Source organism: Ochrobactrum sp. WV_118_8 (assembly GCF_039631535.1).
Taxonomy (GTDB): Bacteria; Pseudomonadota; Alphaproteobacteria; order Rhizobiales; family Rhizobiaceae; genus Brucella; species Brucella anthropi.
On sequence record NZ_JBDIUZ010000001.1, the window covers coordinates 1,607,750 to 1,632,307 of the forward strand.

A 24,558-nucleotide genomic window follows, 5' to 3' on the forward strand; every position below is an offset into this window, starting at 1 on the left:
CTTTTAAACATAGTTGTGCTTAATTACATTTCCTCGTAACATATATTCGCTATGCTACCTGTGATTGTGTCAATAATGGCACTCATAGACAAAAAATTGCAAGAAGCGCATGGTGGTATCTTTCCCCTCTCCGGCGTTCCTTTTATAAGGCCCACAAAATAAATGCCCGTTCTTAATAGGGATCAGGCGCGGGTCGTGGATCATCCTCACTCAGGGTTGGGAGCGCGAGGAAATGAAGAAGACTGCTCTACTAAAAGCAGCCTTGATAACGTTGTCTGTCGTGTTGTTCTCTCTCGGGGCAACCTCGATAGTGGCGTTCACTTCTGGCGTCACGCCTGGCATCGTCGCGCTCGGCCTCAGCGCGGGCATTCCCGCAGCCACGGCCTTCCCTTCTCTTGCCTATATTTTTCATCAACATAGCAAGTTGCAAGACGCATATCTCCAGCTTGAAAAAGCGCATGTCGAACTGCAGGCACGGTCACGGATCGACCACATGACTGGTCTTCTCAACCGTGAAGCGTTGTTCGAAGCCATGAAGATCAGCCGCTCCCGTATCGAAACCGGCACCTTGCTCGTTATCGATGCCGACCATTTTAAGGCGATCAACGATACGTTTGGCCATGGCGTCGGCGACCGTGCCTTGAAGCTGATCGCATTCGCGCTTCAGAATGTGACGCGAAAAGGCGATCTTGTCGGCCGTATCGGTGGGGAGGAATTCTGCGTTTTTCTGCCGGGTGCCAGTGGAGAGACCGGTATGCGGGTTGCACAACGCATACGCGCAGAAGTAGAAAATACGCCGTTTCACACAACGGAGTATCAGGTCTATCCGTTGACGATCAGTATCGGTGTTGCCTCTGCGCCGAAAAATGAGACGAACTCGCAGGTACTCAGCCGCGCTGATCGCTGCCTCTATATTGCGAAGCAGCGCGGACGCAATTGCGTGGTCTTCGATGAAGAAAGTGGGCGCCTTGCCAGCGCATCTGTCGTTTCTATCGTAAGTGCTCGGGAAGTGGCGCGCGGATAGCGCCGCGCTTCATTCCCAGGGTTCAATTACCTCTTCAGACCAACCGACCGGCACGAATCCCATTTTCTGATAGAGTTGCAGAGCTCTTGGGCTGTCGAGCGTATTAGTATGGATCGTCACCTTTTCCGGTCCATGCACCCAGGCTGCGGAAATGGCCTCACTCAGGAAAAACTTTCCGAGACCCCGCCCCTGAAAATCATCGATGAGACCGAAATAGACAATCTCGGCAGCCTCCGGCAAAGCGGTCAAGTCGAGTTCGACAAATCCAGCGGGACAGCCTTCTGCATAGAGAACGTGGATTTCAGTCGTATCTGCATGAATTACGGCTGCAACTTCCGCATCCGTCTGAACACGGCGCATCATCCAGTGATGCTTACGCCCGATCTGTTCATAGAGATAGCGGTAGTAATGGACCGGCATGGCACCCGCGCGCATCATAGCGAGGCGGATACCAGACGGCACCGGCACCTGAACTGCCTGACGGGCAGACATTTCCAGGTGGGTGATGCGGGCGGTCAGTTTTCCGGTCATGCTTATTCAGCTTCACCGGTGACAACTGGTGTATCCTGCCGGCTTCCCCATTCACTCCAGGAACCGTCGTATAGACGATTATCCTTGTGACCGACCGACGCCAATGCAAGCATGATGACCGCTGCGGTAACGCCAGAGCCACAGCTCGTAACGACCGGTTGTGAGAGATCAACACCGGCCTCGTCGAAAATCTTGCGCAGGCTTGCAAGGTCCTTTAGCTCACCGTTTTCAGACAAAGTGCCAACGGGAACGTTGCGTGCACCGGGCATATGGCCGGAGCGCATGCCTGCCCGCGGCTCGGCATCGCGTCCGGTGAAGCGTCCGGCTGCGCGTGCATCGGCGATCTGCGAGCGTCGCTCGTCCACAATTTCGCGCATCTGCACGAAATCGACCACTGCGGCCTCGTCGAATGATGGCGTGAACAGCGTTGGCGCAATCTTTGTAGCTTCTTCGGTCACCGGATAACCAGCCTTTTTCCAGCCGTCGAAGCCGCCATCAAGTACATAGACATTCTTCACACCCATCACGCGGAACATCCACCAGACGCGCGGTGCGGAAAACATGCCGACTCCGTCATAGACAACAACTGTCTCATCAGCCGTAACTCCCATGGCACCGACATGCTGCGCAAAAAGCTCTGGCGACGGCAGGGTGTGCGGCAGACCGGATTCCTTGTCAGCAATCTTGTCCTGATCGAAGAACACAGCGCCTGGAATATGTGCAGCGTTGTATTCTTCCTGCCCGTTGCGTCCAGCAGCCGGGAGATACCAGGAGGCATCGACAATCGCGATGCCCGGCTTGCCGAGCCGTTCTTTCAACCAGTCCCGTGAAACGACGAAGGCGCTTTTCTCTACCATGGGTAAACACTCCTCAAGCATGTTTCGTAAAACCGGGAAACACGCAGAAAAAAATGGGTTCAGGCTTCTGGCAGGGAGCCAAAGCGAATGCGGAACCGGCGGTTTTCCTTGCCCTTTTTCTCGATCTTGCCGATGTGGATTTCACCCACTTCCTGCGTTTCGGAAACGTGCGTACCACCGCAAGGTTGCGAATCCACCACGCCGTTTTCACCGATAAGAACAAGGCGTATGCGACCGAGCCCCACCGGAGGACGCACATTCTTCGACTTTACGATATCCGGATTTGCAAGGAATTCTTCATCGCTGATCCAGCGAATGGCAACCGCGTCATTGGCATTCACCCGCTCCATGAGCCTTTCGGTCACGAATTCCTTGGTGTAGCTCGGATCGGGAAGATCGAAATCAACGCGACTTTCATCCTCGCCCACCGCAGCGCCGGTAATCGGAAACGGGCAGACAACGGAAAGCAGGTGGCAGGCCGTATGCATCCGCATCAGCTTGTAGCGACGCGGCCAGTCAACATGCAGGACCAGCTTTTCACCGACAGTGGGCGAAGCCTGTCCTTCTGCCGGAACATGAATGATTTCGTTCTTGTTTTCGCCCGTAACGGTTGCTGAAATCTCGATACGAGAACCATCCGCGCGCTCGAGAAAGCCGATATCCCCCGGTTGGCCGCCGGAGGTCGCATAGAAGTTTGTCTGGTCGAGAATAATCCCGCCCGTCTCGGTAATGGCGAGTACCGTGCCCTCCGCCGTTGAAAGATAGGAATCCTCGCGGAAAAGCGCTTCGGTCTCGTATGCCATGATTATCCCTCGAACGGTATGTCTATCTCGGTCTTCCTCTCCAGCCATCCCGGCACTGGCAGGTTCTTGCCACGCAGGAAAGCAGGATTGAACAGCTTGGACTGGTAACGATTACCATAGTCGCAAAGCACCGTCACAATTGTGTGGCCCGGCCCGAGATCTTTTGCAAGCCGGATTGCGCCTGCAATATTGATACCCGAAGAACCGCCGAGGCAAAGTCCCTCATTTTCCACGAGATCGAAAACGATATCGAGCGCCTCCGCGTCGGAGAGGCGATAGGAGAAATCGGGGGTGAACCCCTCAAGATTGGCGGTGACACGCCCCTGCCCGATGCCTTCGGTGATCGAGTCGCCTTCGGCTTTCAGCTCGCCCGTCGTGTAGAAGGAATGGAGTGCGGCTCCATATGGATCGGCAAGTGCGATCTTGATATCAGCATTGTGGTCCTTCAGACCGAATGCGGTGCCGACAAGCGTTCCACCTGATCCGACAGCGGCGACAAACCCATCCACCTTGCCGTCGGTATCCCGCCAGATTTCCTGCGCCGTGGTTTCGATATGGGCCTGCCGGTTGATCGGATTATCGAATTGATTGGCCCAGACCGCGCCGTTCGGCTCGCTTCTGGCAAGTTTTTCGGCCAATCGTCCCGACAGGCGCACATAATTGTTCGGATTGCGATAGGGGGCGGCTGGAACTTCAATCAGTTCGGCGCCAAGCAGGCGCAGCGCGTCCTTCTTTTCCTGGCTTTGCGTTTCGGGAATAACGATAACTGTCCGATAGCCAAGCGCTTTCGCGACCATCGTGAGGCCGATGCCGGTATTGCCGGCCGTACCTTCAACGATGACACCACCGGGTTTCAGAAGCCCACGCTTTTCGGCATCGCGAATAATATAGAGCGCTGCGCGGTCCTTCACCGACTGTCCGGGATTGAGAAACTCGGCCTTGCCATAAATTGCGCAGCCGGTAAGTTCGGAAGCCTTTTTCAAATGGATCAATGGCGTATTGCCGATTGCGTCGAGCACCGATTGGAACATGGCTTCCGTCCTTCCTGTTTTGAAGAGGAAATTATGAGGAACGGCCCTGCCCTTCAAGCAAGCATGGAATATTTTTCCAAGCCATTACGCAAATTGAAACCCATCCTGCGCTCATAAATAGAAAAGCCGCCCGAAATGGGCGGCTTTTTGAAAAAATATTCAAGGCAAGCTTACGCTGCGCGCTGTCCGCCATTGCCGTTGGCATTGCGGCGCTTGCGGCGAAACGGACGCTTCGCTTTCGGAGCGGCTTCACCTGCTGCGTGACCGCCTGTACGATGGTCGCCTGACTTCGGGGCTGCACGACGCGGCTTCTGCGCCGTTCCGCCCTTGCGATGCTGGGTCTTCTGCGGGCGTTCGCCCGGAGCTGCCGCACGCGGTGCCGGAGCAGGTGCAAGCTCCACAGGTGCATCCTTGATCGGAAGCTTGTTACGCGTCACACGCTCAACGGCTCTCAGCTTGGATTCTTCCGCTGCCGGATCATAGAGCGTGATCGACGCGCCGCTGGCGCCATTACGGCCGGTACGGCCAATACGATGCACATAGGTTTCCGGCTCGTCAGGCAGATCGTAGTTCACGACGTGGCTGATACCCGGCACGTCGATGCCGCGAGCAGCAATGTCCGTTGCGATCAAAATCCGCAGCGATCCATCACGGAATCCGTTCAGCGCACGCTGACGTGCATTCTGCGACTTGTTGCCGTGAATGGCGGCGACTTCATAGCCATCGCGTTCCAGATGACGGACGACTGCATCGGCACCATGCTTCGTACGGGTGAAGACGATGACCGAACGCATAGCCTTGTCACCCAGCAGCGCGGAAAGAAGACGGCGCTTCTCCTTGGTGTGCACAGGATGCACAACCTGCGTGATTTCAGCAGCCGTCGTTCCCTGCGGAGCGACTTCCACACGAACCGGATCACGCAGCAAGCTTCCTGCCAGCGACGCGATTTCCTTCGGCATGGTGGCCGAAAACAGCGCGGTCTGACGATCAGAATGCGTCGCTTTTGCAATGCGCTTCACATCGTTGATGAAGCCCATGTCCAGCATACGGTCCGCTTCGTCGAGGACGAGCCAACGCGTCTGCGAGAGGTCAACCAGACCGTCACGCATCAGATCGGTCAAACGACCAGGCGTGGCGATCAGAACGTCGATGCCCGGTGCGATGCGCTTGATCTGGGACAGCTTGGAAACGCCGCCCAACACAAGCGCTGTCGAGATATGCGCGTGTTTGGAAACATTGCGGATCGTCTGTTCAATTTGCACGGCGAGTTCACGCGTTGGCGCCAAGATCAGCGCGCGTGCAGTTTTTGGACGGCGCTTGTCGCCGAGGCCGATGATCTTCTGCAGGATCGGCAGGCTGAAAGCTGCGGTCTTGCCGGAGCCCGTCTGCGCGATACCAAGAATATCGCGGCCTTCAAGCTGGTGTGGAATCGCCTGCAACTGGATCGGCTTCGGCTCGGTCATGCCAGCGGCTTCGACGCCCTTGAGCAAAATGCCGGTAACGCCGAGAGCGGCAAAGCCGCCCGTAATTTCTTTTGTCAATTCAATCTCTTTCGGCGGCACCATGATGTCATGGTCCGCATACAAATGCCGGTCAAGCGCAACTTGCCGAACTCTATCTGTTCAATGATAACGACGGGACGCCGAAGCTTATAAACTCCAGGCGACTTGCGCTGCCGTGCCCGAACATTTTCTCGGGTCTCCCCGCTTCCGGACCATTCCGGAAGACAGAGGCGAGACGCAACAAGTCCAATGCCGGGAAAGCCGACGAACACGTCGGCCCATGCGCCTGACGCGGCATATGGGGTGTTTTCGTCGAAAAAGCAACTGATTTCGCTTAAGGCACCGAAATCAGATGATGAAATCAGCGAGCACCTGATTGTCCGTTATGTCCTGATAGGCCCAACCGGCTTCTGCGAATTTCTTTTCCAGAAGCTTGAAGTTCGCCGCGTTCTTCGTTTCGATGCCGATCAGCACAGAGCCGAAATTACGCGCCGATTTCTTCAGATATTCGAAACGCGCAATATCATCTTCAGGACCCAGAAGATCAAGGAACGACCGAAGGGCGCCCGGCCTTTGCGGGAAGCGGAAGATGAAATATTTCTTCAAGCCTTCGAAGCGCAGTGCACGCTCACGAACATCCGGCAGGCGCTCGAAGTCGAAATTGCCGCCCGAAACAACAATGACGATGCGCTTGCCTTTGAGGTCGCTCTTCTTGAAGTCCTTCAACGCATCAATGCCGAGCGCGCCCGCTGGTTCAAGCACGACGCCCTCAATATTGAGCATTTCGATGATTGTTGCGCAAAGCCGGTTTTCCGGAACCGTTATAACAGTTTTCGGATCGAACCCTTTGAGAAGCTTGAAGTTTTCTTTTCCGATCTCGGCAACAGCTGCACCATCGACGAAATTGTCGACATGCGTAAGTTTGATACGCTTGCCTGCTTCAAGGCTCCCTTTCAGGCTCGCAGCACCCTGTGGCTCGATAAAGCGGAAACTTGTCTTCCAGCCCAGATCTGAAACATATTGCGTAACGCCGCCGGACAATCCGCCGCCACCGACAGGCAGCAGAATAAAGTCGGGCTTCTTTCCCTCCGGCAACTGCCGCTCGATCTCAAGCGCTACCGTCGCCTGCCCCTCAACGATACCGGGATGATCGAAAGGCGGTACCATCACGCCTTTCTGGCTTGCGGCAAACTCCTGCGACGCGGCATAGCAAACGTCGAAAATATCGCCCACCAGCTTGATTTCGATGAATTCGCCGCCAAAAGCGCGGGTCTTGTCGATTTTCTGCTGCGGCGTCGTAACCGGCATGAAAACGACACCCTTGCGGCCAAAATGGCGGCAGACGAATGCAAAACCCTGTGCATGGTTGCCTGCGGAAGCGCACACGAACACCGCATTCTTGTCGGTCGTTTCTACTGCCTTGGAGATGAAGTTGAAAGCGCCACGAATCTTGTAGGACCGGACCGGTGTGAGATCTTCGCGCTTGAGCCAAATTTCCGCACCGTACTTCCGTGAAAGGTAATCGTTGAGCTGCAGCGGCGTTTCAGGAAACAGCGCGCGCATTGCCTTTTCGGCCTCGGATACGGATTTGACGAAGGCGGTCATTATTCAACTTTCTGCATTTCCTGCTGGATTTCCGCCCATGGCTACATGGGTTTGACAATGCAGACAAGGTTGAAGCTCGTCAGGTCGCCAAATCAACGATTTAGAGTAAGCATATATTCGGCAATACTAACTGTTGATGTTAACAGGCTTTGTGGCTTGAATTCGTGACACAAATCATGACATAGACGAGGGCAATTGCTGCGGTCGTGGCGAAATTGGTATACGCAACGGACTTAAAATCCGTCGTCTTTTAGACTTGCGGGTTCAAGTCCCGCCGACCGCACCACCTCCTCCTTTTGCGCTCAGTTTTCCCATATCCGCTCCAGGCAACCTCGCCTTGACAATTTACTGCCCTATCCTCCAGTTTTCCCCTACTCGAAACAGATGCAGACGGAACAATGGAAGAGCAAGCCACACAGTTGATCGCAAATACAAACGCATTCGTTCTCCAGATGTACGACCTTCTCATACGATATTCAGTCTCCACACTCGGTGCGCTGATTATCCTTTGCGTCGGCTGGATACTGGCCGGAATCCTTCAAAAATGGACCATACAGTCGCTGTCGAAAATTCGCGGCTTCGACCAGACGTTGGTCGGATTCTTCGGCGCTGTCGTCCGCTACGGCATACTCGTCATCATTCTGGTCATGGTTCTCGGGCAGTTTGGTGTCCAGACCGCGTCCATTCTCGCAGCGCTAGGCGCTATTGGCCTTGCTATCGGCCTCGCCCTTCAAGGTACGTTGCAGAACATCGCAGCAGGCATCATGATTCTGGTCCTCAGGCCATTTCGCGTTGGTGAATATATCAGTGCAGGCACCGTCGTCGGCACCGTGCAAGACGTCGGCTTGTTTGCGACGGAGCTCAAAACCATTGATGGCCTTTATGTGCTGGCACCCAATTCCTCTCTTTGGAATACGCCCGTCACCAATTACAGCCGCATGAAAACCCGCATGCACGAGTTCAAGGTAGGGATTGGCTACGAAGACAATATCGATCAGGCCTTCGCGATCATAAAGAAGGTTGTCGAAGATCAGAAAGGTGTTCTCTCAACACCCGCACCGGCCTATTTCGTATCGCAACTGGGCGACAGTGCCGTTGTTCTCAGCGCCAACTACTGGATAAACAGCGCCGATTATGCGCAGGTGTCGCGCCACACGATCAAAACGGTGAAGATCGAATTCGACAAAGCCGGGATCAACATCCCTTATCCGCAAATGACTTATCATGTCATTGAAAAAGATAATAAAACAGAAACAGTTAACTGATCTTTCTAAACTCTTTTTTCAGAGAAGCCGCAGATTGAATCTGCGGCTTTTCAATAGCTGCTACTCCGCTCAACTGTTCAGCTTGGCAGTGATTTCCGCAACACGCCTGCCCTGAAACCGCGCCCCGTCCAGTTCCTGTTCCGAAGGCTGGCGCGAACCGTCGCCATCTGCAGTTGTCGTCATCCCATAGGGAGCACCGCCGCGCACCACATCATTTCCCATCTGCCCCTGATAGGCATAGGAAAGCGGGACGATAATCATGCCCTGATGTTGCATCTGCCACTGTGTGGAAATCAACGCCAGTTCCGCACCACCATGCTGCGTGGCTGTAGAAACCATCACCGACCCGACCTTGTTAATGAGGGCACCCTTTGCCCAGAGACCGCCGGTCTGGTCGAGGAAATTCTTCATTTGAGCCGCCATCATGCCATAGCGGGTAGCGGTGCCGATGATGATGGCGTCGTAATCCGCGAGTTCAGCCGGCGTGGCAATCGGCGCATCCTGATCGATCTTATAGTGCGAGGCTTTCGCGACATCCGGCGGAACCAGTTCCGGCACCCGTTTGATCGTGACTTCCGCGCCGCCTTCGCGCGCACCTTCAGCCGCCGCCTTGGCCATTTTTTCCATGTGACCATAGGCCGAATAATACAGCACCAGCACTTTAACCATGTGACGTCTCCTTATCCCGATTTGTGAGGCCCCAACCTCGACAGGTTCAATTAGGGGAGCCGCCTTCTTTGGGAAGGCACAACTTCTCGCGCCCAAATAAAATGCTGCAATAAAGCAGTTGCAGCCTTGCCCTGCTGGCGCTTAACTGATGCCAGAAAATGGAGTCTGGATATGACCAACAATCCGCAGCAAGCCGTCAAGGCAGCCATGCTGGCAATTGGCGACGAGCTTCTCTCAGGCCGCACCAAGGACAAGAATATCGGGCATCTCGCTGATGTCCTGACAGCGGCGGGCATTGATCTCAAGGAAGTACGGATTGTTCCGGACGAGGAAATCGCCATCGTCGCCGCTCTGAATGCACTGCGACCGCATTATGACTATGTTTTCACGTCCGGTGGAATTGGCCCTACCCATGACGACATCACCGCCGATGCGGTTTCTGCGGCCTTTGGCGTGCCTTGTATCTATGACGAAAAAGCCATGAAACTGCTTGGCGACAATTATGCAAAGCGCGGGCTGGAATTCACCGACTCGCGCAAGCGCATGGCGCGTATGCCGCAAGGTTCTGAGCATATAGCGAACCCGATCTCCGCTGCGCCCGGTTTTCATATCGGCAATGTCTATGTGATGGCAGGCGTGCCTTCCGTGTTTCAGGCAATGCTTGACAATGTACTGCCGACACTGAAGACCGGCCGCAAGATTCTGTCCAGGTCGGTGCTTTGTCCTTTTGGCGAAGGCGTGATTGGCGCTCCCCTGACGGAAATCCAGAAAGAAAACCCCGATACGATCATCGGTTCCTATCCGAAATTCGAGAACGGGCGCTTCAGCACGGAACTTGTCGTCCGCGGGAGCGATCCTCAAAAAATCGATACGGCAATTGATGCAATCGAAAAAATGATCTCGTCGCTCGAAACAAAAGGTGCCGCTTAATCCTTTGCAACCTTTTGCCCGCGCAACTCGTTGCACTATATGCTAAAATAGAAACACAGCCGGAAGGAGTTCGGTCATGTCCTACAAGACGGTGGTTGCCTATTCTCGCAGTGAATCCGAGTTGAAGCGGGTTGTGTCCGCCGTTGGACTTCTAAAGCAGAAGGTGCCCGATATTCACGTCATCGGGCTTTATTCAATCCCTTCGCCCATCGTCTATGCCGACCCGAACGGCTTCATCGATCCGGGAATGTTCGAACTGCATGACAAGCAGCACAAGGAGCTTTCCGAAAGGCTGAAACATCTCTTCGAGGAAGAGATGCGCCGTCAGGGCACCAACTATGAATATCGCATCACGCGGTCCGAAACCGGCACCGCTGCTGATGGCGTGCTGACTGCTTGTCTTGGAGCCGAATTGCTGGTCGCCGGGCAACCCGACCCCGACGATCCGGCCACCAACGACGAAACCGCCGATACGATTGTTTTCAATTCCAGCTGCCCTGTTCTGCTGGTTCCCTATGCACCGGTGCTGCAGATGATTTCGCTCGACCGGATCGTCGTCGCCTTTAACGGCAAGCGGGAAGCGGCCCGGGCCGCTTTCGACGCCCTGCCCTTGATGAAACATGCCGACAGAACGGAAATCGTTTGGGTCGATCCACCGGAAATTGAAGGCGAGGATCAGGCTTTGGCGAGCCACGATATTGCGGAATCACTGTCTCGGCATGGGATTGATGTGACGACCACAGCACTGGCATCCAACGGACGTTATGCGCAGGATGCCTTGAGGGAACATATCATCGCTGAACGCGCTGATCTTTTCGTGATGGGCGCTTACAGTCATTCCCGGTTGCGTGAACTCGTCTTTGGCGGGGTGACGCGCTCCATGCTGAACGAGCTGCCCATTCTCACGCTTTTCTCGCGTTAGAAGACACGATTGAAGCCAGTTTGATCCGGCAATTGGCCAACAACTGGCCGACAACTAGCCTGTGATGACACGACACGCTTGCAAGAACACCATTTTTGCGGTTATCAGCATCACCCGGCGCTGACTGTGCCGGGTGGAGAGCCTTTTCCTCTCTTGCCGCCCGCCTGAAAGGGCGCAGACGAAGAAAAGCCGCAGATCCTGACAGTTACAGCGCTTGGCAATCCGTCATAGCGCATTTTTGGTTTTTAAAGGTCCGGAGAACGAGCTCCGGATCGTTCCACGGAGCGTTTCGATGTCCTTGCCAGATAAAGCCTTCCCAGTTTCATGGGATCAGTTCCACCGTGATGCCCGCGCCCTTGCCTGGCGGATTGCCGGTATGAATCGTGATTGGCACGCAATTGTTGCCATCACGCGTGGCGGTCTGGTCCCTGCTGCCATCGTCTGCCGCGAACTCGGCATTCGTCTCATCGAAACCGTCTGTATTGCCTCCTATCACGACTACACGTCGCAAGGCGACATGCAGATCCTCAAGGGTGTGAGCGAAACACTTCTGGAAAATGGCGGCGAAGGCGTCATCGTCGTAGACGACCTGACCGACACCGGCAAAACCGCAGCCATCGTGCGGGAAATGATGCCGAAGGCCCATTTTGCGACTGTTTACGCCAAGCCGAAAGGCCGTCCGCTGATCGATACCTTCGTAACGGAAGTGTCTCAGGACACCTGGATCTACTTCCCTTGGGATATGGGCTTCACCTATCAGGAACCGATCGCAGGCGACAAGCGCAGCTGAAGCCCGACAGACTTGAAGCCATAAATCCATCGAATGCACTTCCGATAAAACTGGCGGATTCACATCCGCCAGATCAAAACGCTGCGAAACGAAAACAAACGAACGCCATTGCGGTGACATTTCCGCCGCAATCGCACCTTATAGAAAGCGCATCGAAATAACGCCGATTAGAGGCAGATAGCGTTTTCAAAGCCGCCATCCCACCCTGAAATTTCAGTAATACCTTTAAAATAAAAGCTTTTTTCGGATACTTTCAAAGGTCTGTTGCCTAACTAATCAGTTGTTATTTTGGCGAATCGGATCATGCTATAGATAAAAAGGGGATTTTCGCGGTGAAGTCGCAGGCCAAACAACTGATTGCAACCGAAAAGCGTATTTTGACGCCTTCCGGTCGTTTGCAGCAGGTTGCGGCGCTTGTCTATCGTCGCGACATGGGCATCCTCAAGGTTCTCGTCATTACGAGCCGCGGTACAGGCCGCTGGATCATCCCCAAGGGCTGGCCGCAAGTCGGTCGCACTCTGGCGGATACTGCTCTTCGTGAAGCTTATGAAGAAGCCGGCATTCGTGGTGAGGTCTCACCAGTACCAATCGGCAGTTTCTGCTACTGCAAGACCGACCTACCGCCTGAACGCATAAACCAGTTCACGGCAGCAGTATTCGCGGTGCAGTTCACCGGGCAGGAGAAAGATTGGCCTGAGCGGGATCAGCGCATCTGCGAATGGGTGTCGCCACAGGAAGCGGCCAATCGCGTCGAAGAGACAGAACTGAAGCAGTTACTGAACCATTTTGGTGATTCGGGCATTGCCGCTGCTGCTGAGTAAGCAGCCGGCAAGCCGTCTTCAATGCAGTATTCCCCCGGATTATGATCCTTTTGCAGGGATTTTCTCTTTCGACAGTCGACGCCGCCGTGCTTGTTCCTCTAACTGCTAGTAATAGCGGCTATCCAGGCTCCCCAAATCACATAGCCGGCTTGGTTCGCAAAAGTGTCGCTTCTCCCCGTTATCCACATTTGCCCCAAGCTGTTACGCACAATATCTAGATGCTGGAGCGTTACAACAAACCATTGCTTGACGCTCGAAGCCGAGTCGTTTTTTATGATACTATCGTTGCGTAAGTAGCGTGATCGGGCGTTGTAATCTGCCGGTCCTTTTTTCGGTCAAGTTGAGTATCGAACGAGCGTTGCGCTTTGAAAGTGCGGTTTTCGCTCGGTGCTTTCCTGCGCCCAAATTCTGGGTGCGCCCTTCTCTGGAGAAGCAGATGCAACATCGATCAGAAACAGCGTTAACACTAGATTTAGTATTTGCGCTCATGCTTCTTACAAGATAAGGTATTTTTCGTTCCGCCGATTTTTGATCGCGATCGCGCTAGCAAGGTTGCAATTAAGCTCCCCTGAGGCGTTTTTTCGTGGGCTTTGATGAGGTGGAAGCGGATTTCCGGGAGTTTTCTCCCCAACAAGACGCTCCTCCCCGCAGAAGAGCTGTTTTGACAGAGACGCGATACAGACAGGCCGTGGCTGAAAACCGTCACTAGAGCTACTATATATAGAACGTTTGGATGGGACAGATGAAGATCGAACGCCGTTTCACGAAAGAGAATCAGTCGGCCTATGCGGACATCGCGTTCCGGACTGCGACCAGCGAGATCAAGAATCCCGATGGATCCATCGTATTCCGTCTTGAGAACATCAATGTGCCCGCGCAGTTCAGCCAGGTCGCTGCGGACATTCTTGCACAGAAGTACTTCCGCAAGGCTGGCGTTCCCGCACAGCTGAAGAAGATCGAGGAGAACGACGTTCCCTCATGGCTGTGGCGCTCGGTCGCTGACGAGGACGCGCTTGCCAAGCTGCCTGAAAATGATCGCTACGGCTCCGAAATGGACGCCTGCCAGGTTTTCGACCGTCTCGCCGGCACTTGGACCTATTGGGGCTGGAAGGGTGGCTATTTCGCCTCTGAGGAAGACGCCCTCGCCTTCCGCGACGAGCTTGCCTATATGCTCGCGACCCAACGTGTGGCTCCAAACAGCCCGCAATGGTTCAACACCGGCCTGCATTGGGCCTATGGCATCGACGGTCCCGGCCAGGGCCATTTCTATGTCGACTGGCAGACCGGCAAACTGACCAAGTCCAAGTCGGCCTATGAACATCCGCAGCCGCATGCCTGCTTCATTCAGTCCGTTGGCGATGATCTCGTCAATGAAGGCGGCATCATGGATCTGTGGGTCCGTGAAGCGCGCCTGTTCAAGTATGGCTCCGGCACGGGCTCTAACTTCAGCTATCTGCGCGGCGAAGGTGAAAAACTTTCCGGTGGTGGCAAATCCTCCGGTCTGATGAGCTTCCTGAAGATCGGCGACCGCGCCGCAGGTGCGATCAAGTCGGGCGGCACGACCCGCCGCGCCGCCAAGATGGTCGTCGTCGACATCGATCATCCGGATATCGAGGAATATATCGACTGGAAGGTCAAGGAAGAGCAGAAGGTTGCTTCGCTCGTCACCGGTTCCAAGATCGTCAAGCAGCATCTGACCGCCATCATGAAGGCTTGCGTCAACTGCGAAGCGGACAATGATGATTGCTTCGATCCGGCGAAGAACCCTGCCCTGAAGCGCGAAATCAAGGCCGCAAAGAAGAACCAGGTTCCGGAAAACTACGTCAAGCGTGTGATCCAGTTCGCGCGTCAGGGCTACACCGACATTCAGTTCAAGACCTACGATACAGACTGGGATTCGGAAGCCTATCTCACTGTTTCGGGCCAGAATTCCAACAATTCCGTTTCGCTGAAGGACGAATTCCTGCGCGCTGTCGAAAACGACGGCGACTGGAACCTGACAGCTCGTCGCGACGGTCGCGTCATGAAGACGCTGAAGGCGCGCGATTTGTGGGAAAAGATCGGTTACGCCGCCTGGGCGTCCGCTGATCCGGGCCTGCACTACAACACGACCATGAACGACTGGCACACCTGCCCGACCGCCGGTCCGATCCGCGCTTCCAATCCGTGCTCGGAATACATGTTCCTTGACGACACGGCTTGCAATCTGGCGTCGATCAACCTGCTCACCTATCGCAACAAGGATGGTTCATTCGATATTGCGGCTTACGAGCACACGGCACGCCTGTGGACCATCGTTCTCGAAATCTCGGTGATGATGGCGCAGTTCCCGTCGAAGGAAATCGCCCGTCTTTCTTATGAATACCGCACGCTCGGCCTCGGCTACGCCAATATTGGCGGCCTGTTGATGACTTCCGGTATTCCTTATGACTCCGATGAAGGCCGTGCAATTTGTGGCGCGCTGACGGCGATCATGACCGGTGTGGCCTATGCCACCTCCGCTGAAATGGCAAAGGAACTCGGAACCTTCCCGAGCTATGAGCCAAACGCCGAGCATATGTTGCGCGTCATTCGCAACCACCGCCTCGCAGCCCATGGCCAGACGGAAGGTTATGAAGGACTTGCTGTCAATCCGGTTGCACTGATTGCCGAGGATTGCCCGGATCAGGATATGATTACCCATGCACGTGCTGCCTGGGACAAGGCGCTGGAACTTGGCGAAAAGCATGGCTACCGCAATGCACAGTCCACCGTCATCGCGCCTACCGGCACGATCGGCCTCGTCATGGACTGCGACACGACCGGCATCGAGCCTGATTTTGCGCTGGTGAAGTTCAAGAAGCTCGCTGGCGGTGGTTACTTCAAGATCATCAACCGCGCCGTACCGGAAGCACTCCGCACGCTCGGTTATTCGGAAAGCCAGATTGCTGAAATCGAAGCCTATGCTGTCGGTCACGGCAACATCAATCAGGCTCCGGGCATCAACCCGTCTTCTCTGAAGTCCAAGGGCTTCACCGACGAGAAGATCGAAGCCCTGAATGCTGCTCTCAAAAGCGCATTCGACATCAAGTTCGCTTTCAACAAGTGGACGCTGGGCGAAGACTTCTGCAAGGACGTGCTGAAGCTCACCGATGAACAGCTCAACGATTTCTCGTTCGAGATGCTCCCGGCGCTGGGTTTCGCCAAGAAGGACATCGAAGCTGCCAACATCCATGTTTGCGGCGCAATGACCCTCGAAGGGGCGCCGTTCCTCAAGGAAGAGCACTACGCCGTGTTCGATTGCGCCAATCCTTGTGGCAAGATCGGCAAGCGTTATCTCTCGGTGGATAGCCACATTCGCATGATGGCAGCCGCACAGCCGTTCATTTCGGGTGCGATCTCCAAGACGATCAACATGCCGAATGACGCAACCGTCGAGGACTGCAAGAACGCCTATATGCTGTCCTGGAAGCTGGCGCTCAAGGCCAATGCGCTTTATCGCGACGGCTCCAAGCTTTCGCAGCCGCTCAACGCCGCCCTCATCTCGGATGATGAGGACGAAGACGATGCAGTCGAGGCACTGATCGAAGCCCCTGCTGCAGCCCGCGCCGTTCAGGTAACCGAGCGTATCGTCGAAAAGGTTGTCGAAAAGATCGTGCATGAGCGCGAAAAGCTGCCGAACCGTCGTCAGGGTTATACGCAGAAGGCAGTCGTTGGCGGTCACAAGGTCTATCTGCGCACCGGCGAGTTCGGTAATGGACGCCTCGGTGAAATCTTCATCGATATGCACAAGGAAGGCGCTGCTTTCCGTGCAATGATGAACAACTTCGCCATCGCCGTATCGCTCGGCTTGCAGTATGGCGTACCGCTCGAGGAGTATGTGGAAGCCTTCACTTTCACGAAATTCGAACCGGCAGGCATGGTCATCGGCAACGATGCCATCAAGACCGCAACGTCGATCATCGACTATGTCTTCCGTGAGCTGGCGGTGTCCTATCTCGGACGCAATGACCTCGCCCATGTCGACACAAGCGATTTCGGTAATACGGCGCTCGGCAAGGGTATCAAGGAAGGTAAGACCAACCTGGTCTCGACCGGTTGGACGCGTGGTTACAAGCCCACTCTGGTGACCAACTCGACTAACGAAGCCAAGGGATCGACAAATTCTGCGCCGCAGGCTTCCAACGTCACAACCTTGAAGTCGACCACGCCGACGGGCAATCGCCCCGCAACAATCGGTCTGGTGACGGATGGTGCGACCGCCTTCAAGCGGGAGTTGGAAGAGCAACCTGCTCCGGCACAGCAGCAGGAAAGCACATCAGCAACGGCAACCGAACTTTTCTCGGATAAGGCTGCAGCAGACGCTGCTTCCGCCCGCGCGGAAAGTGCGAATGCCGCCAAGAAGCTGGAAGCTGACCGCCGCATCAAGTCGATGATGCAGGGCTATACCGGCGACAGCTGCACCGAATGCCAGAACTTTACCATGGTTCGCAACGGAACGTGTCTCAAGTGCGACACTTGCGGTGCAACGAGTGGCTGTAGCTAAGTCTAGTTCGTTGAATATGAAGATAAAAAAGCCCGCTTTATGCGGGCTTTTCTTTTCCATAAGTATTTTCAAAGAAAAATTATATAGAATTATATTTCTATGATGAAATATTGAGATTCAACAAATTTCGGAACGAACCGACTATTTCCACGTTCAACCTAAGCAACCGAACGTATAAAGGAGATAGTTATGTTCAGGACTACACTTCTGACGACGACGTGTGCATTGCTGATAGGTGGCGCTGCTTATGCTCAGACAACTGCACCAACACCAGCACCTGCCGAGCCACCGGCTGCGGCAGAGGAAATGCCGGTTTCGTCCAAGGACATGTTTGGCAATCCCACATCGGGTGAGACCGACAAGGTCGGCTTTCTGGAACCGAAAGAGGGCCAGCTTCTCGTCACCTCTTTCATCGGACAGAGCGTCTATGAAAGTGATGCTGCTGACGCCCAGACTGTCGGCAAGCTGAATGATCTTATCGCCAGCCCCGAAGGTGATATTGAAGCTGCGGTGATCGGCGTGGGTGGTTTTCTTGGAATCGGCGAGAAGGACGTCGCTGTAAGCCCGGATCAACTGCAGCTTGCAACCCGCAGTGACGGCAAAAAATGGCTGGTCATAAAGGCGACCAAACAGCAGTTGACCGATGCGCCGGCATTCGATCGCTCGAAGCTTTTTGTGGACGGTGTAGCCGATCCATCAGCAGCGAACGAGACCAATGCCCCGACGACTGATGCCCCGGCAAGCGATACAACTCCGGCATCACCACCTCCAGCCCAATGATACGGTCTCGATGAGCAATACGACAAGTCTACCCCCCGGCCTTCTGGCCGGGGTTTTGATGCAAATAACCATTACTCGCGGTTGAAATATTCATATGGCCGCCTTAATTCCTGGTAGAACATGATACAAGCATCGCAACACGGCACCCAATTTTCACCAGGTTAATCTCAGGAAAGTCTATTGTCCGATTTTTTTATTGCTCATCCCTGGGCGGAAACCCCTGTGGCGCTTGGAGGATTATTTCTTTCAGCTTTCATTGCAAACTTTCTAATCAAGGCGATTTTACTCAAACTACTCGAACGTCTTGTCCAGAAAACCTCTTTCGGACAAGACGAAGAGCTTAAAAGACACAGTGTCATCAGCCGTCTTGCCAATATCGTTCCGGCGTTGATTATTTCATCTGGAATCATGGCGGTGCCGGGCCTGCCCGAAGGCGTGATCACCGTTATTCGGAATGTAGCGATAGCTTTTATCATTCTGACGCTGGCTTTGGCGGTCAATTCAGTCTTTGGGCTGATCGATACGCTCTATCATCGCCGTCCCGAAGCCAGATACCGCCCCATAAAGGGCTACATTCAGGTGGCCAAACTTGCTGTCTACATCGTGGCGGCAGTCCTTGTCATTGCGACACTGCTGGACAAGTCGCCGGTTATCCTTCTTTCCGGTGTCGGTGCTATGGCCGCGGTGCTAATCCTTGTCTTTCAGGACACATTGCTTTCTCTGGTCGCCAGTATGCAGATCGCTTCGTCCAACATGGTTCGTGTCGGCGACTGGATCGAAATGAAGAATCTCGACGCCAATGGCGATGTCACGGAAATCGCGCTCTATACCGTCAAGGTCCAGAATTTCGACAAGACGATCACCACCATTCCGATCCGCAAGCTCATCACCGAGCCGATGAAGAACTATCGCGGCATGCAGGAATCCGGCGGGCGTCGCATCAAGCGCGCGCTTTATATCGATCAAAACACCATTCGTTTTCTGTCGGATGACGAGCGAGCCAGACTTGGCACAGTTGATTGGCTGGCGGATTATCTGCCCAAGAAGGCCAAGGAAATCGCCGAATGGAACCAGAAGCTTGGCGACCGCGCCAACAATCCGGTCAACAGGCGTCAGTTCACCAATGTCGGTACGTTTCGGGCCTATGTAGACAATTATCTGCGCAATCACCCCGGCATACACAAAGGCATGACATTGCTGGTGCGCCAGATGGACCCTACTCCCGAAGGGCTGCCGCTGGAAATCTACTGCTTTACGAACACGACCGTCTGGGCGTCGTTCGAACAGATTCAGTCGGACATTTTCGATCACCTTTACGCGGTGTTGCCGGAATTCGGCCTCAGTGCCTTCCAGAATCCGAGCGGTAACGATTTTCGCAAACTGACAATCAATGCGCCTGTCGAGCAGCCTCAATCACCTTGGCGTTCAAACGTTGAACATTATAGCGTGCCCGGGACGGTGTCAGGCCAAGACGGACGACAGCAAGATGCATTGAAGGAACGATCATGACGCTTTGCCCGTCATGGCCCGACATCCAGAATGCGTCTTCCGGAATGCCATCCTCACCTGCCTTCACACCGCTAATCTGCAGCCAGACCTGAGCGGAACCATAGCGCCCTTCGGACTCGGGCCTGGGTTTGCGCATAAATGAAGTATAGTCCGCAGGCAGGATCGGTTTTCCGTACAGGTTTCCACCGTCCGCGAGAAACGCGCCCAACCGAGCCCAATCACGGGCGGTAGCGTACATATAGGAAGAAACGGCAAAGACGCCTGACGCATCCGTCTCCAAAATGACGCTGTTCATGCCAAGCGGACCGAATAGGGCAAGCCGCGGATAAGCCAGCGCCTCCTCGCGGCTGTTAAAACTATCCATGAAAAGATATGACAGAATATTCGCCGTTCCACTGGAATAATTGAATTTCGTCCCTGACGCCGCCTCCAGCGGCAAAGACGCAGCAAACCCGGCCATATCCGGCTCCAGATAAAGCATGCGCGTGACATCCGTTACTGTGCCGTAGTCCTCATCGAAGCGCAGACCGCTATTCATCGCCATCAGATTTGCGAGAGAAATCTTTGCCCGCTCATCGTTCTTCCATTCCGGTAAAAGGGCTGTGCTTTCCAAACTCATGCGCCCTTCAGCAATGCGCATGCCGATCAGTGTCGCGATGACGGACTTGGTCATTGACCAGCCCAGCAAAGGCGTATCCGCATTAAAGCCCGGACCATACGTCTCCGCGATCAGCTTGCCATCGCGAATAACTGCGATTGCACGCATTCCCGGCCCGGCCAGAGCCTGATCCTCAATCACAGCCTGCACCGCTGGATCGGTCTCAATCCGGATCGGTTCTGCGGGCACCTGCGGGCCGGTCGGAATTTCAACGCGCAAATCATCTTTCTGGATATTCGCGCATCCCAGCACTGGGCGATAGATTGCGGTACTTGGTGCAAAGAAGCCGAAAATCCGCACCGTCACACTGCTATTATTCTTGTCGAGAGAGGCATTCAGAAACCGCAGCAGCGGGTTTCCCGGTGCCTGAACATCGTCTGCAAGGACGGCATCAGCATCCCGACCGGCAATGAAAACATTTGAACAGACAATCTTGGCAGCATAGCCGGTGCCGACACGCAACAGCTTAGGCGGCCGAACCGCCAGCCAGAGAATTGCTCCCAGCACGATGACGAGCAGAAGACCACCGACAAACTTCAGAATACGCTTCATGCTGCCCCTCGCAAATAGTCGTTACGTCAATCATACCAAGCCGAGATAACTTGCCAACTCCCGCGCGGCGGCACCACCTGCCCTGTTTGCACCGATGGTCGAGGCAGATGGGCCATAACCAACAAGATGAATACGGGGATCGGCGGCCACCTGTGTTGCAAGGCGTCCAGTCATGAGAATACCGGCTTCCGCATTGCGCAATTGCAGCGGGGCAAGATGGTCGAGCGAACTGCGAAATCCTGTGCACCACAAAATAACATCAAAGGATTGTTCACTTCCATCGTCCCACCGAACACCTGTTTCCGTGATTTCGCTGAACATGGACAAACGGTTGAGCACACCGCGAGCGCGTGCCGCTTCAATGGCTGGCGTCAACGGCAGCCCTGTTACTGAAACGACCGATCCAGGTGGTAAGCCCCGGCGTACCCTTTCCTCAACCAAAGCCACGGCAGCACGGCCCAACTCCGGTGTAAACGGACCCTCCCGGAAAGCAGGTTCTTTGCGCGTGACCCATACGGTTTTCGTCACACGCGATATCTCGTCCAGAAGCTGCACAGCCGAGATACCCGCGCCTACGACAAGAACACGTTTGCCCTTGAAGGCGTCAGCTGTCTGATAATCCCGCGTGTGAAGTTGCTGGCCTTTGAAAAGCTCCGCACCCGGATAGGGTGGGATATAAGGAGACTCCCATGTGCCGGTCGCGTTGATGATCCCGCGTGCCGAATAGTTGCCCCGATCTGTCTCCACACGAAGCCGTTCGCCACGATCGCAAACGACTTTCACGGCCACAGGACGGTGCACCGGAAGATCGAAGGCTTCCTCATAGGCGCGGTAATATTGTGGGATGGCAACCGATGCACGCACCTCACCATTGGTCGTTTCGACAATATCCTCGAACTTCATGCCGGGGAGATCGTGAATGGCGTTGGCAGTCTGGAGAGTTAGCGAAGGCCAGCGGAATTGCCAGGCTCCGCCCGGCCCTGCGGCCTTGTCCAAAACCACGAATTGCCGTTCGCCTGCGAGACCAAGTTTATTCAGATGATAGGCCGACGAGAGCCCCGCCTGCCCGGCTCCAATAACCACAATGTCGACCTTGCGGGCGACTTTCACATGGCCATTATCGGCTGGCTGCTGATCGACGGACTGTATATCTGACATGATGCGCTATAGGCTTCCGAAATATGATTTGTGTCCGTAGATAGGGATCGGACGGCGGCGTCGAAAGCCCACCTATCCTACCATCGCAGCCGAGCGCAGTCTTTTATTGCGCCCCTCCCAAACACTCACAACCAGCATGATAACCGTCGTCAATATGCCCATTTCCAATAAATCGGCCATATAGCCGACCGGGATCGCTGCCAGTAGAGCCAGAACGCCAAAGACGTGGGACGTGGGAATAACGCCATAGACAACCTTCTTGTAGATCGCGCTGCCAATCAGATAGATCGCCGGTCCTGCGACAAGAACAAGAACGTAAGCAGTCTTCAACGGATCATGCGGATGGGCCATGACAAGATCGTTTCCAACTGCCGTTGCGATAATCCCGGCCACCAGAATGGCGTGAACATAGTGGAAATATGCGCCAATCCGTCCAGGATCAGTGGAGTGGGTGATCGTATCTGTCGCATCCTTGCTGGAGGTGCCAAAGTAGAGCCACCACATGGCAAGCGTCCCGAGAAAAGTGGCCAGCAGCGCCGACATGAGGGCCAAATTCCAGACTTCAGCATTTGCAAGGGTTGCCCCGGTAGCCAAAACCGTTTCGCCAAGTGCCACGATTACGAACAACTGGCAACGCTCCGCCAGATGTCCGCCTTCAATGGTCCAATCACTGGTGTGAGAGCGTCCGAGACCCGGCAGTGCAAAGCCGAACATCGGCGATAAGTACTCGCAAAGCACGGCAATAAGCCACAGCGCCATACGGGCTTCATGCTCGACAAAACAACCGGCTATCCAGAAGACAGCGGAAATAGTGAGCCAACCGAGCATACGCCTGTAATTGGCGGCAAGTGGATGGTCCTGCCCCAGAACAAACACGATATAGGCTGTTTTGCCGACCTGAATCGCCACATAGGCCAGAGCAAATATCCAGCCTTTGTCAGCGAAAGCACCGGGGATGGACGATGCCATCACCAAACCGAGCAACATGACGCAGAACAAAAGGCTGCGTATCTGCGGCGTTTCCGGGTTGAACCAGTTTGTCACCCAGCAGGTATATTGCCAGCCGAGCCATACCGCGAACCAGAGGATCAGCGTTTCGACAACACCGGTGAGCGTCAGATTGTGCAGAAGTTCATGACTGAGCTGCGTAACCGCGAAAACATAGACCAAATCGAAGAACAATTCCTCGAATGTCACCCGGGCATGGTGCCCGTCTCTTTGTCTCAAAAGCGGATGTGAAGCGACGGCAGAAGCTGAATTCATGCGAATGTACCTTCCCCTCAGACGGCAAGCATTCAATGCCACTGTCCGGCAGCTTAGCCCGCAGTCGATCAGCCGTATATCCGAATGTGCTGATTTCCACTTAAAGAAGTCAGTGTCGTCTTATTTCCCGCCGAACGTGTTACCCGCCTCGAGCCATGCATTGATACCGTCCGCCGCCGCGCGGCCCATCGCGAAACAGGCAGTCAGGAGATAGCCACCAGTTGGAGCCTCCCAGTCGATCATTTCTCCGACAACGAAAATGCCGGGTAGCTTCGGCAGCATGTAGTTCTTGTCGATTTCATGCCAACGAATACCGCCTGCCGACGAAATCGCTTCATCCAGCGGGCGCGGACGGAGCAGTGGAATGGAAATAGCTTTGATCGCAGTGGCCAGCACTTTCGGGCTTCTGTCGCGGGTAAATTCCGTCACAAGAGCTGCCTTCACGCCCGTCAGACCTGCAGCCTTGCGCAACAGATTGCCGAAGCTCAACTTTGTATCCTGCCGAGCAATATCGCTTTCCAGTCGCTCGATAGTTCGTCCAGGAACAAGATCGAGCGTTAGAAATGCCTTTCCATGTTTCTGCAAGCTGTCGCGCAGAGCTGCGGAATGCGCATAGATGAGACTACCCTCAACCCCACCGCGTGTAATGACAAACTCGCCCTGTGTCGCGCCTGCATGGGAAGTTGCGATAACAGACTTCACCGGTTCACCGGCGAAGCGTTCAGCAAAGAAGTCGCTCCAGGCAACGTCAAAACCGCAATTTGCGGGTTGAAACGGCGCTATATCGATTGACCTTCGCTGAAACTCATTGATCCAGAGGCCGTTGGAACCGAGCTTCGGCCAGCTGCCACCGCCAAAAGCAAAGAGCGCAGCATCGCATGTAATCGTCTGAACACCGTCGGGGTTTTCAATCTTGAGACTATTGCCCTCGAAGCCAATCCAGCGATGTCGGGTGAGAATGCGAACACCCTGATCTTCCAGACGTTTTCCCCAAGCCCGCAAAAGCGGAGACGCTTTCATCGCTTTGGGAAAGACACGACCGGATGAGCCGACAAATGTCTCGGCACCCAATTCATCCGCCCAGACACGTAATTCGGTCGGGCCGAAAGCCGTCAAGGCTGGCAATATACGGTCAATGCTTGAGCCGAAGCGTTTCGCGAAAGTTACAAAATCTTCCGAATGCGTAATGTTCAGCCCTGACTTTCCGGCAAGCAGGAACTTGCGGCCAACTGTCGGCATCTGCTCGTAGACCGTCACGCGATAGCCTCGCGCTGACAGTCTTTCGGCGGCCATCAGACCAGATGGCCCGCCTCCGAGAATGGCGATATTGCCTTCAGGCATCACGGTATCAGCCTCGCCGAAG

The 24,558-nt window shown here is 54.8% G+C and carries 19 protein-coding genes, 1 tRNA gene and 1 pseudogene; 10 read left to right on the forward strand and 11 right to left on the reverse strand.

Translation table 11 applies throughout. From position 1 onward, the window contains the following. Positions 1-232: 232 nt before the first annotated feature. Positions 233-1,024 carry a GGDEF domain-containing protein gene (locus tag ABDF71_RS07755; protein ID WP_012092042.1) on the forward strand — a complete coding sequence of 264 codons (792 nt, stop codon included), beginning with the start codon at positions 233-235 and terminating at the stop codon, positions 1,022-1,024. 9 nt (positions 1,025-1,033) lie between these two features. Here ABDF71_RS07755 and ABDF71_RS07760 read toward each other — a convergent pair whose 3' ends face one another. The 6 genes from ABDF71_RS07760 to ilvA form a co-directional block, all read right to left on the reverse strand. Beyond that, the gene (locus tag ABDF71_RS07760; RefSeq protein WP_151664386.1) at positions 1,034-1,555 is read right to left on the reverse strand and encodes a GNAT family N-acetyltransferase; all 522 of its coding nucleotides are present in this window, start codon (positions 1,553-1,555) and stop codon (positions 1,034-1,036) included. A 2-nt stretch (positions 1,556-1,557) separates the two neighbouring features. Then, a complete protein-coding gene (sseA, locus tag ABDF71_RS07765) occupies positions 1,558-2,412 on the reverse strand; it encodes a 3-mercaptopyruvate sulfurtransferase (protein WP_010660088.1) in 855 nt (284 codons plus the stop codon). 59 nt (positions 2,413-2,471) lie between these two features. Next, entirely contained in the window at positions 2,472-3,215 is a 744-nt protein-coding gene (locus tag ABDF71_RS07770; protein ID WP_029924810.1) for an alanyl-tRNA editing protein, read from the reverse strand. A 2-nt stretch (positions 3,216-3,217) separates the two neighbouring features. Further along, positions 3,218-4,246, reverse strand: coding sequence for a cysteine synthase A (locus ABDF71_RS07775; RefSeq protein ID WP_010660086.1), 1,029 nt, complete (start codon positions 4,244-4,246; stop codon positions 3,218-3,220). Positions 4,247-4,416: 170 nt separating this feature from the next. After that, the gene (locus ABDF71_RS07780) at positions 4,417-5,811 is read right to left on the reverse strand and encodes a DEAD/DEAH box helicase (protein ID WP_036563724.1); all 1,395 of its coding nucleotides are present in this window, start codon (positions 5,809-5,811) and stop codon (positions 4,417-4,419) included. A gap of 285 nt (positions 5,812-6,096) precedes the next feature. Beyond that, positions 6,097-7,356 (reverse strand): threonine ammonia-lyase IlvA, encoded by a 1,260-nt coding sequence (gene ilvA / locus ABDF71_RS07785; protein ID WP_029376102.1) that lies wholly within the window; start codon positions 7,354-7,356, stop codon positions 6,097-6,099. Between the two features lie 197 nt (positions 7,357-7,553). Between ilvA and ABDF71_RS07790 the strand changes: the two genes are divergently transcribed. Both ABDF71_RS07790 and ABDF71_RS07795 read left to right on the forward strand, forming a co-directional pair. Then, positions 7,554-7,639, forward strand: a tRNA-Leu gene (locus ABDF71_RS07790). Between the two features lie 112 nt (positions 7,640-7,751). Then, positions 7,752-8,618, forward strand: coding sequence for a mechanosensitive ion channel family protein (locus ABDF71_RS07795; protein WP_029924806.1), 867 nt, complete (start codon positions 7,752-7,754; stop codon positions 8,616-8,618). A 69-nt stretch (positions 8,619-8,687) separates the two neighbouring features. Here ABDF71_RS07795 and wrbA read toward each other — a convergent pair whose 3' ends face one another. Then, the gene (gene wrbA / locus ABDF71_RS07800; protein ID WP_036586728.1) at positions 8,688-9,287 is read right to left on the reverse strand and encodes an NAD(P)H:quinone oxidoreductase type IV; all 600 of its coding nucleotides are present in this window, start codon (positions 9,285-9,287) and stop codon (positions 8,688-8,690) included. A gap of 171 nt (positions 9,288-9,458) precedes the next feature. On the opposite strand from wrbA, the gene ABDF71_RS07805 reads away from it, so the two are divergent. From ABDF71_RS07805 to ABDF71_RS07835, 7 genes are all read left to right on the forward strand, one after another. Beyond that, positions 9,459-10,217: a competence/damage-inducible protein A gene (locus ABDF71_RS07805; protein WP_151664385.1), complete on the forward strand. Its 759-nt coding sequence runs from the start codon at positions 9,459-9,461 to the stop codon at positions 10,215-10,217. A gap of 76 nt (positions 10,218-10,293) precedes the next feature. Then, positions 10,294-11,139 (forward strand): universal stress protein, encoded by an 846-nt coding sequence (locus ABDF71_RS07810; protein WP_010660080.1) that lies wholly within the window; start codon positions 10,294-10,296, stop codon positions 11,137-11,139. 292 nt (positions 11,140-11,431) lie between these two features. Continuing rightward, entirely contained in the window at positions 11,432-11,929 is a 498-nt protein-coding gene (gpt, locus tag ABDF71_RS07815) for a xanthine phosphoribosyltransferase (RefSeq protein WP_151664384.1), read from the forward strand. A gap of 332 nt (positions 11,930-12,261) precedes the next feature. Next, the gene (locus tag ABDF71_RS07820) at positions 12,262-12,750 is read left to right on the forward strand and encodes an NUDIX hydrolase (protein WP_010660078.1); all 489 of its coding nucleotides are present in this window, start codon (positions 12,262-12,264) and stop codon (positions 12,748-12,750) included. Positions 12,751-13,492: 742 nt separating this feature from the next. Further along, on the forward strand, positions 13,493-17,275 hold the full coding sequence (locus tag ABDF71_RS07825) for a vitamin B12-dependent ribonucleotide reductase (RefSeq protein WP_151664383.1): 3,783 nt from the start codon (positions 13,493-13,495) through the stop codon (positions 17,273-17,275). Between the two features lie 189 nt (positions 17,276-17,464). After that, positions 17,465-18,055 (forward strand): PRC-barrel domain-containing protein, encoded by a 591-nt coding sequence (locus ABDF71_RS07830; RefSeq protein ID WP_151663055.1) that lies wholly within the window; start codon positions 17,465-17,467, stop codon positions 18,053-18,055. A 180-nt stretch (positions 18,056-18,235) separates the two neighbouring features. Further along, complete coding sequence (locus ABDF71_RS07835; protein ID WP_151663054.1) at positions 18,236-19,564, forward strand: mechanosensitive ion channel family protein; 1,329 nt, start codon at positions 18,236-18,238, stop codon at positions 19,562-19,564. On the opposite strand, the pseudogene ABDF71_RS07840 reads toward ABDF71_RS07835, so the two are convergent. The 4 genes and pseudogenes from ABDF71_RS07840 to ABDF71_RS07855 form a co-directional block, all read right to left on the reverse strand. Continuing rightward, positions 19,461-20,774: pseudogene (locus ABDF71_RS07840) on the reverse strand (serine hydrolase domain-containing protein); the annotation flags it as partial. The gene ABDF71_RS07835 and the pseudogene ABDF71_RS07840 sit on opposite strands and share 104 nt — an antisense overlap. A gap of 30 nt (positions 20,775-20,804) precedes the next feature. After that, entirely contained in the window at positions 20,805-21,932 is a 1,128-nt protein-coding gene (locus ABDF71_RS07845; RefSeq protein WP_192800221.1) for an NAD(P)-binding domain-containing protein, read from the reverse strand. A gap of 72 nt (positions 21,933-22,004) precedes the next feature. Continuing rightward, a complete protein-coding gene (locus ABDF71_RS07850) occupies positions 22,005-23,195 on the reverse strand; it encodes a low temperature requirement protein A (protein ID WP_043061845.1) in 1,191 nt (396 codons plus the stop codon). A gap of 120 nt (positions 23,196-23,315) precedes the next feature. Next, positions 23,316-24,536 carry a TIGR03862 family flavoprotein gene (locus ABDF71_RS07855; RefSeq protein ID WP_151663053.1) on the reverse strand — a complete coding sequence of 407 codons (1,221 nt, stop codon included), beginning with the start codon at positions 24,534-24,536 and terminating at the stop codon, positions 23,316-23,318. Positions 24,537-24,558 lie beyond the last annotated feature (22 nt).

What these genes read in the sequence shown, in the direction of transcription:
- ABDF71_RS07770 (WP_029924810.1), bottom strand. Translation starts at nt 3,215, where the DNA reads ATGGCATACGAGACCGAAGCGCTTTTCCGCGAGGATTCCTATCTTTCA.
- ABDF71_RS07810 (WP_010660080.1), top strand. Translation starts at nt 10,294, where the DNA reads ATGTCCTACAAGACGGTGGTTGCCTATTCTCGCAGTGAATCCGAGTTG.
- ABDF71_RS07805 (WP_151664385.1), top strand. Translation starts at nt 9,459, where the DNA reads ATGACCAACAATCCGCAGCAAGCCGTCAAGGCAGCCATGCTGGCAATT.
- ABDF71_RS07845 (WP_192800221.1), bottom strand. Translation starts at nt 21,932, where the DNA reads ATGTCAGATATACAGTCCGTCGATCAGCAGCCAGCCGATAATGGCCAT.
- ABDF71_RS07760 (WP_151664386.1), bottom strand. Translation starts at nt 1,555, where the DNA reads ATGACCGGAAAACTGACCGCCCGCATCACCCACCTGGAAATGTCTGCC.
- ABDF71_RS07795 (WP_029924806.1), top strand. Translation starts at nt 7,752, where the DNA reads ATGGAAGAGCAAGCCACACAGTTGATCGCAAATACAAACGCATTCGTT.
- ABDF71_RS07775 (WP_010660086.1), bottom strand. Translation starts at nt 4,246, where the DNA reads ATGTTCCAATCGGTGCTCGACGCAATCGGCAATACGCCATTGATCCAT.
- ABDF71_RS07855 (WP_151663053.1), bottom strand. Translation starts at nt 24,536, where the DNA reads ATGCCTGAAGGCAATATCGCCATTCTCGGAGGCGGGCCATCTGGTCTG.
- ABDF71_RS07755 (WP_012092042.1), top strand. Translation starts at nt 233, where the DNA reads ATGAAGAAGACTGCTCTACTAAAAGCAGCCTTGATAACGTTGTCTGTC.
- ABDF71_RS07850 (WP_043061845.1), bottom strand. Translation starts at nt 23,195, where the DNA reads ATGAATTCAGCTTCTGCCGTCGCTTCACATCCGCTTTTGAGACAAAGA.
- ABDF71_RS07830 (WP_151663055.1), top strand. Translation starts at nt 17,465, where the DNA reads ATGTTCAGGACTACACTTCTGACGACGACGTGTGCATTGCTGATAGGT.
- gpt (WP_151664384.1), top strand. Translation starts at nt 11,432, where the DNA reads ATGTCCTTGCCAGATAAAGCCTTCCCAGTTTCATGGGATCAGTTCCAC.
- sseA (WP_010660088.1), bottom strand. Translation starts at nt 2,412, where the DNA reads ATGGTAGAGAAAAGCGCCTTCGTCGTTTCACGGGACTGGTTGAAAGAA.
- ABDF71_RS07825 (WP_151664383.1), top strand. Translation starts at nt 13,493, where the DNA reads ATGAAGATCGAACGCCGTTTCACGAAAGAGAATCAGTCGGCCTATGCG.
- wrbA (WP_036586728.1), bottom strand. Translation starts at nt 9,287, where the DNA reads ATGGTTAAAGTGCTGGTGCTGTATTATTCGGCCTATGGTCACATGGAA.
- ABDF71_RS07780 (WP_036563724.1), bottom strand. Translation starts at nt 5,811, where the DNA reads ATGGTGCCGCCGAAAGAGATTGAATTGACAAAAGAAATTACGGGCGGC.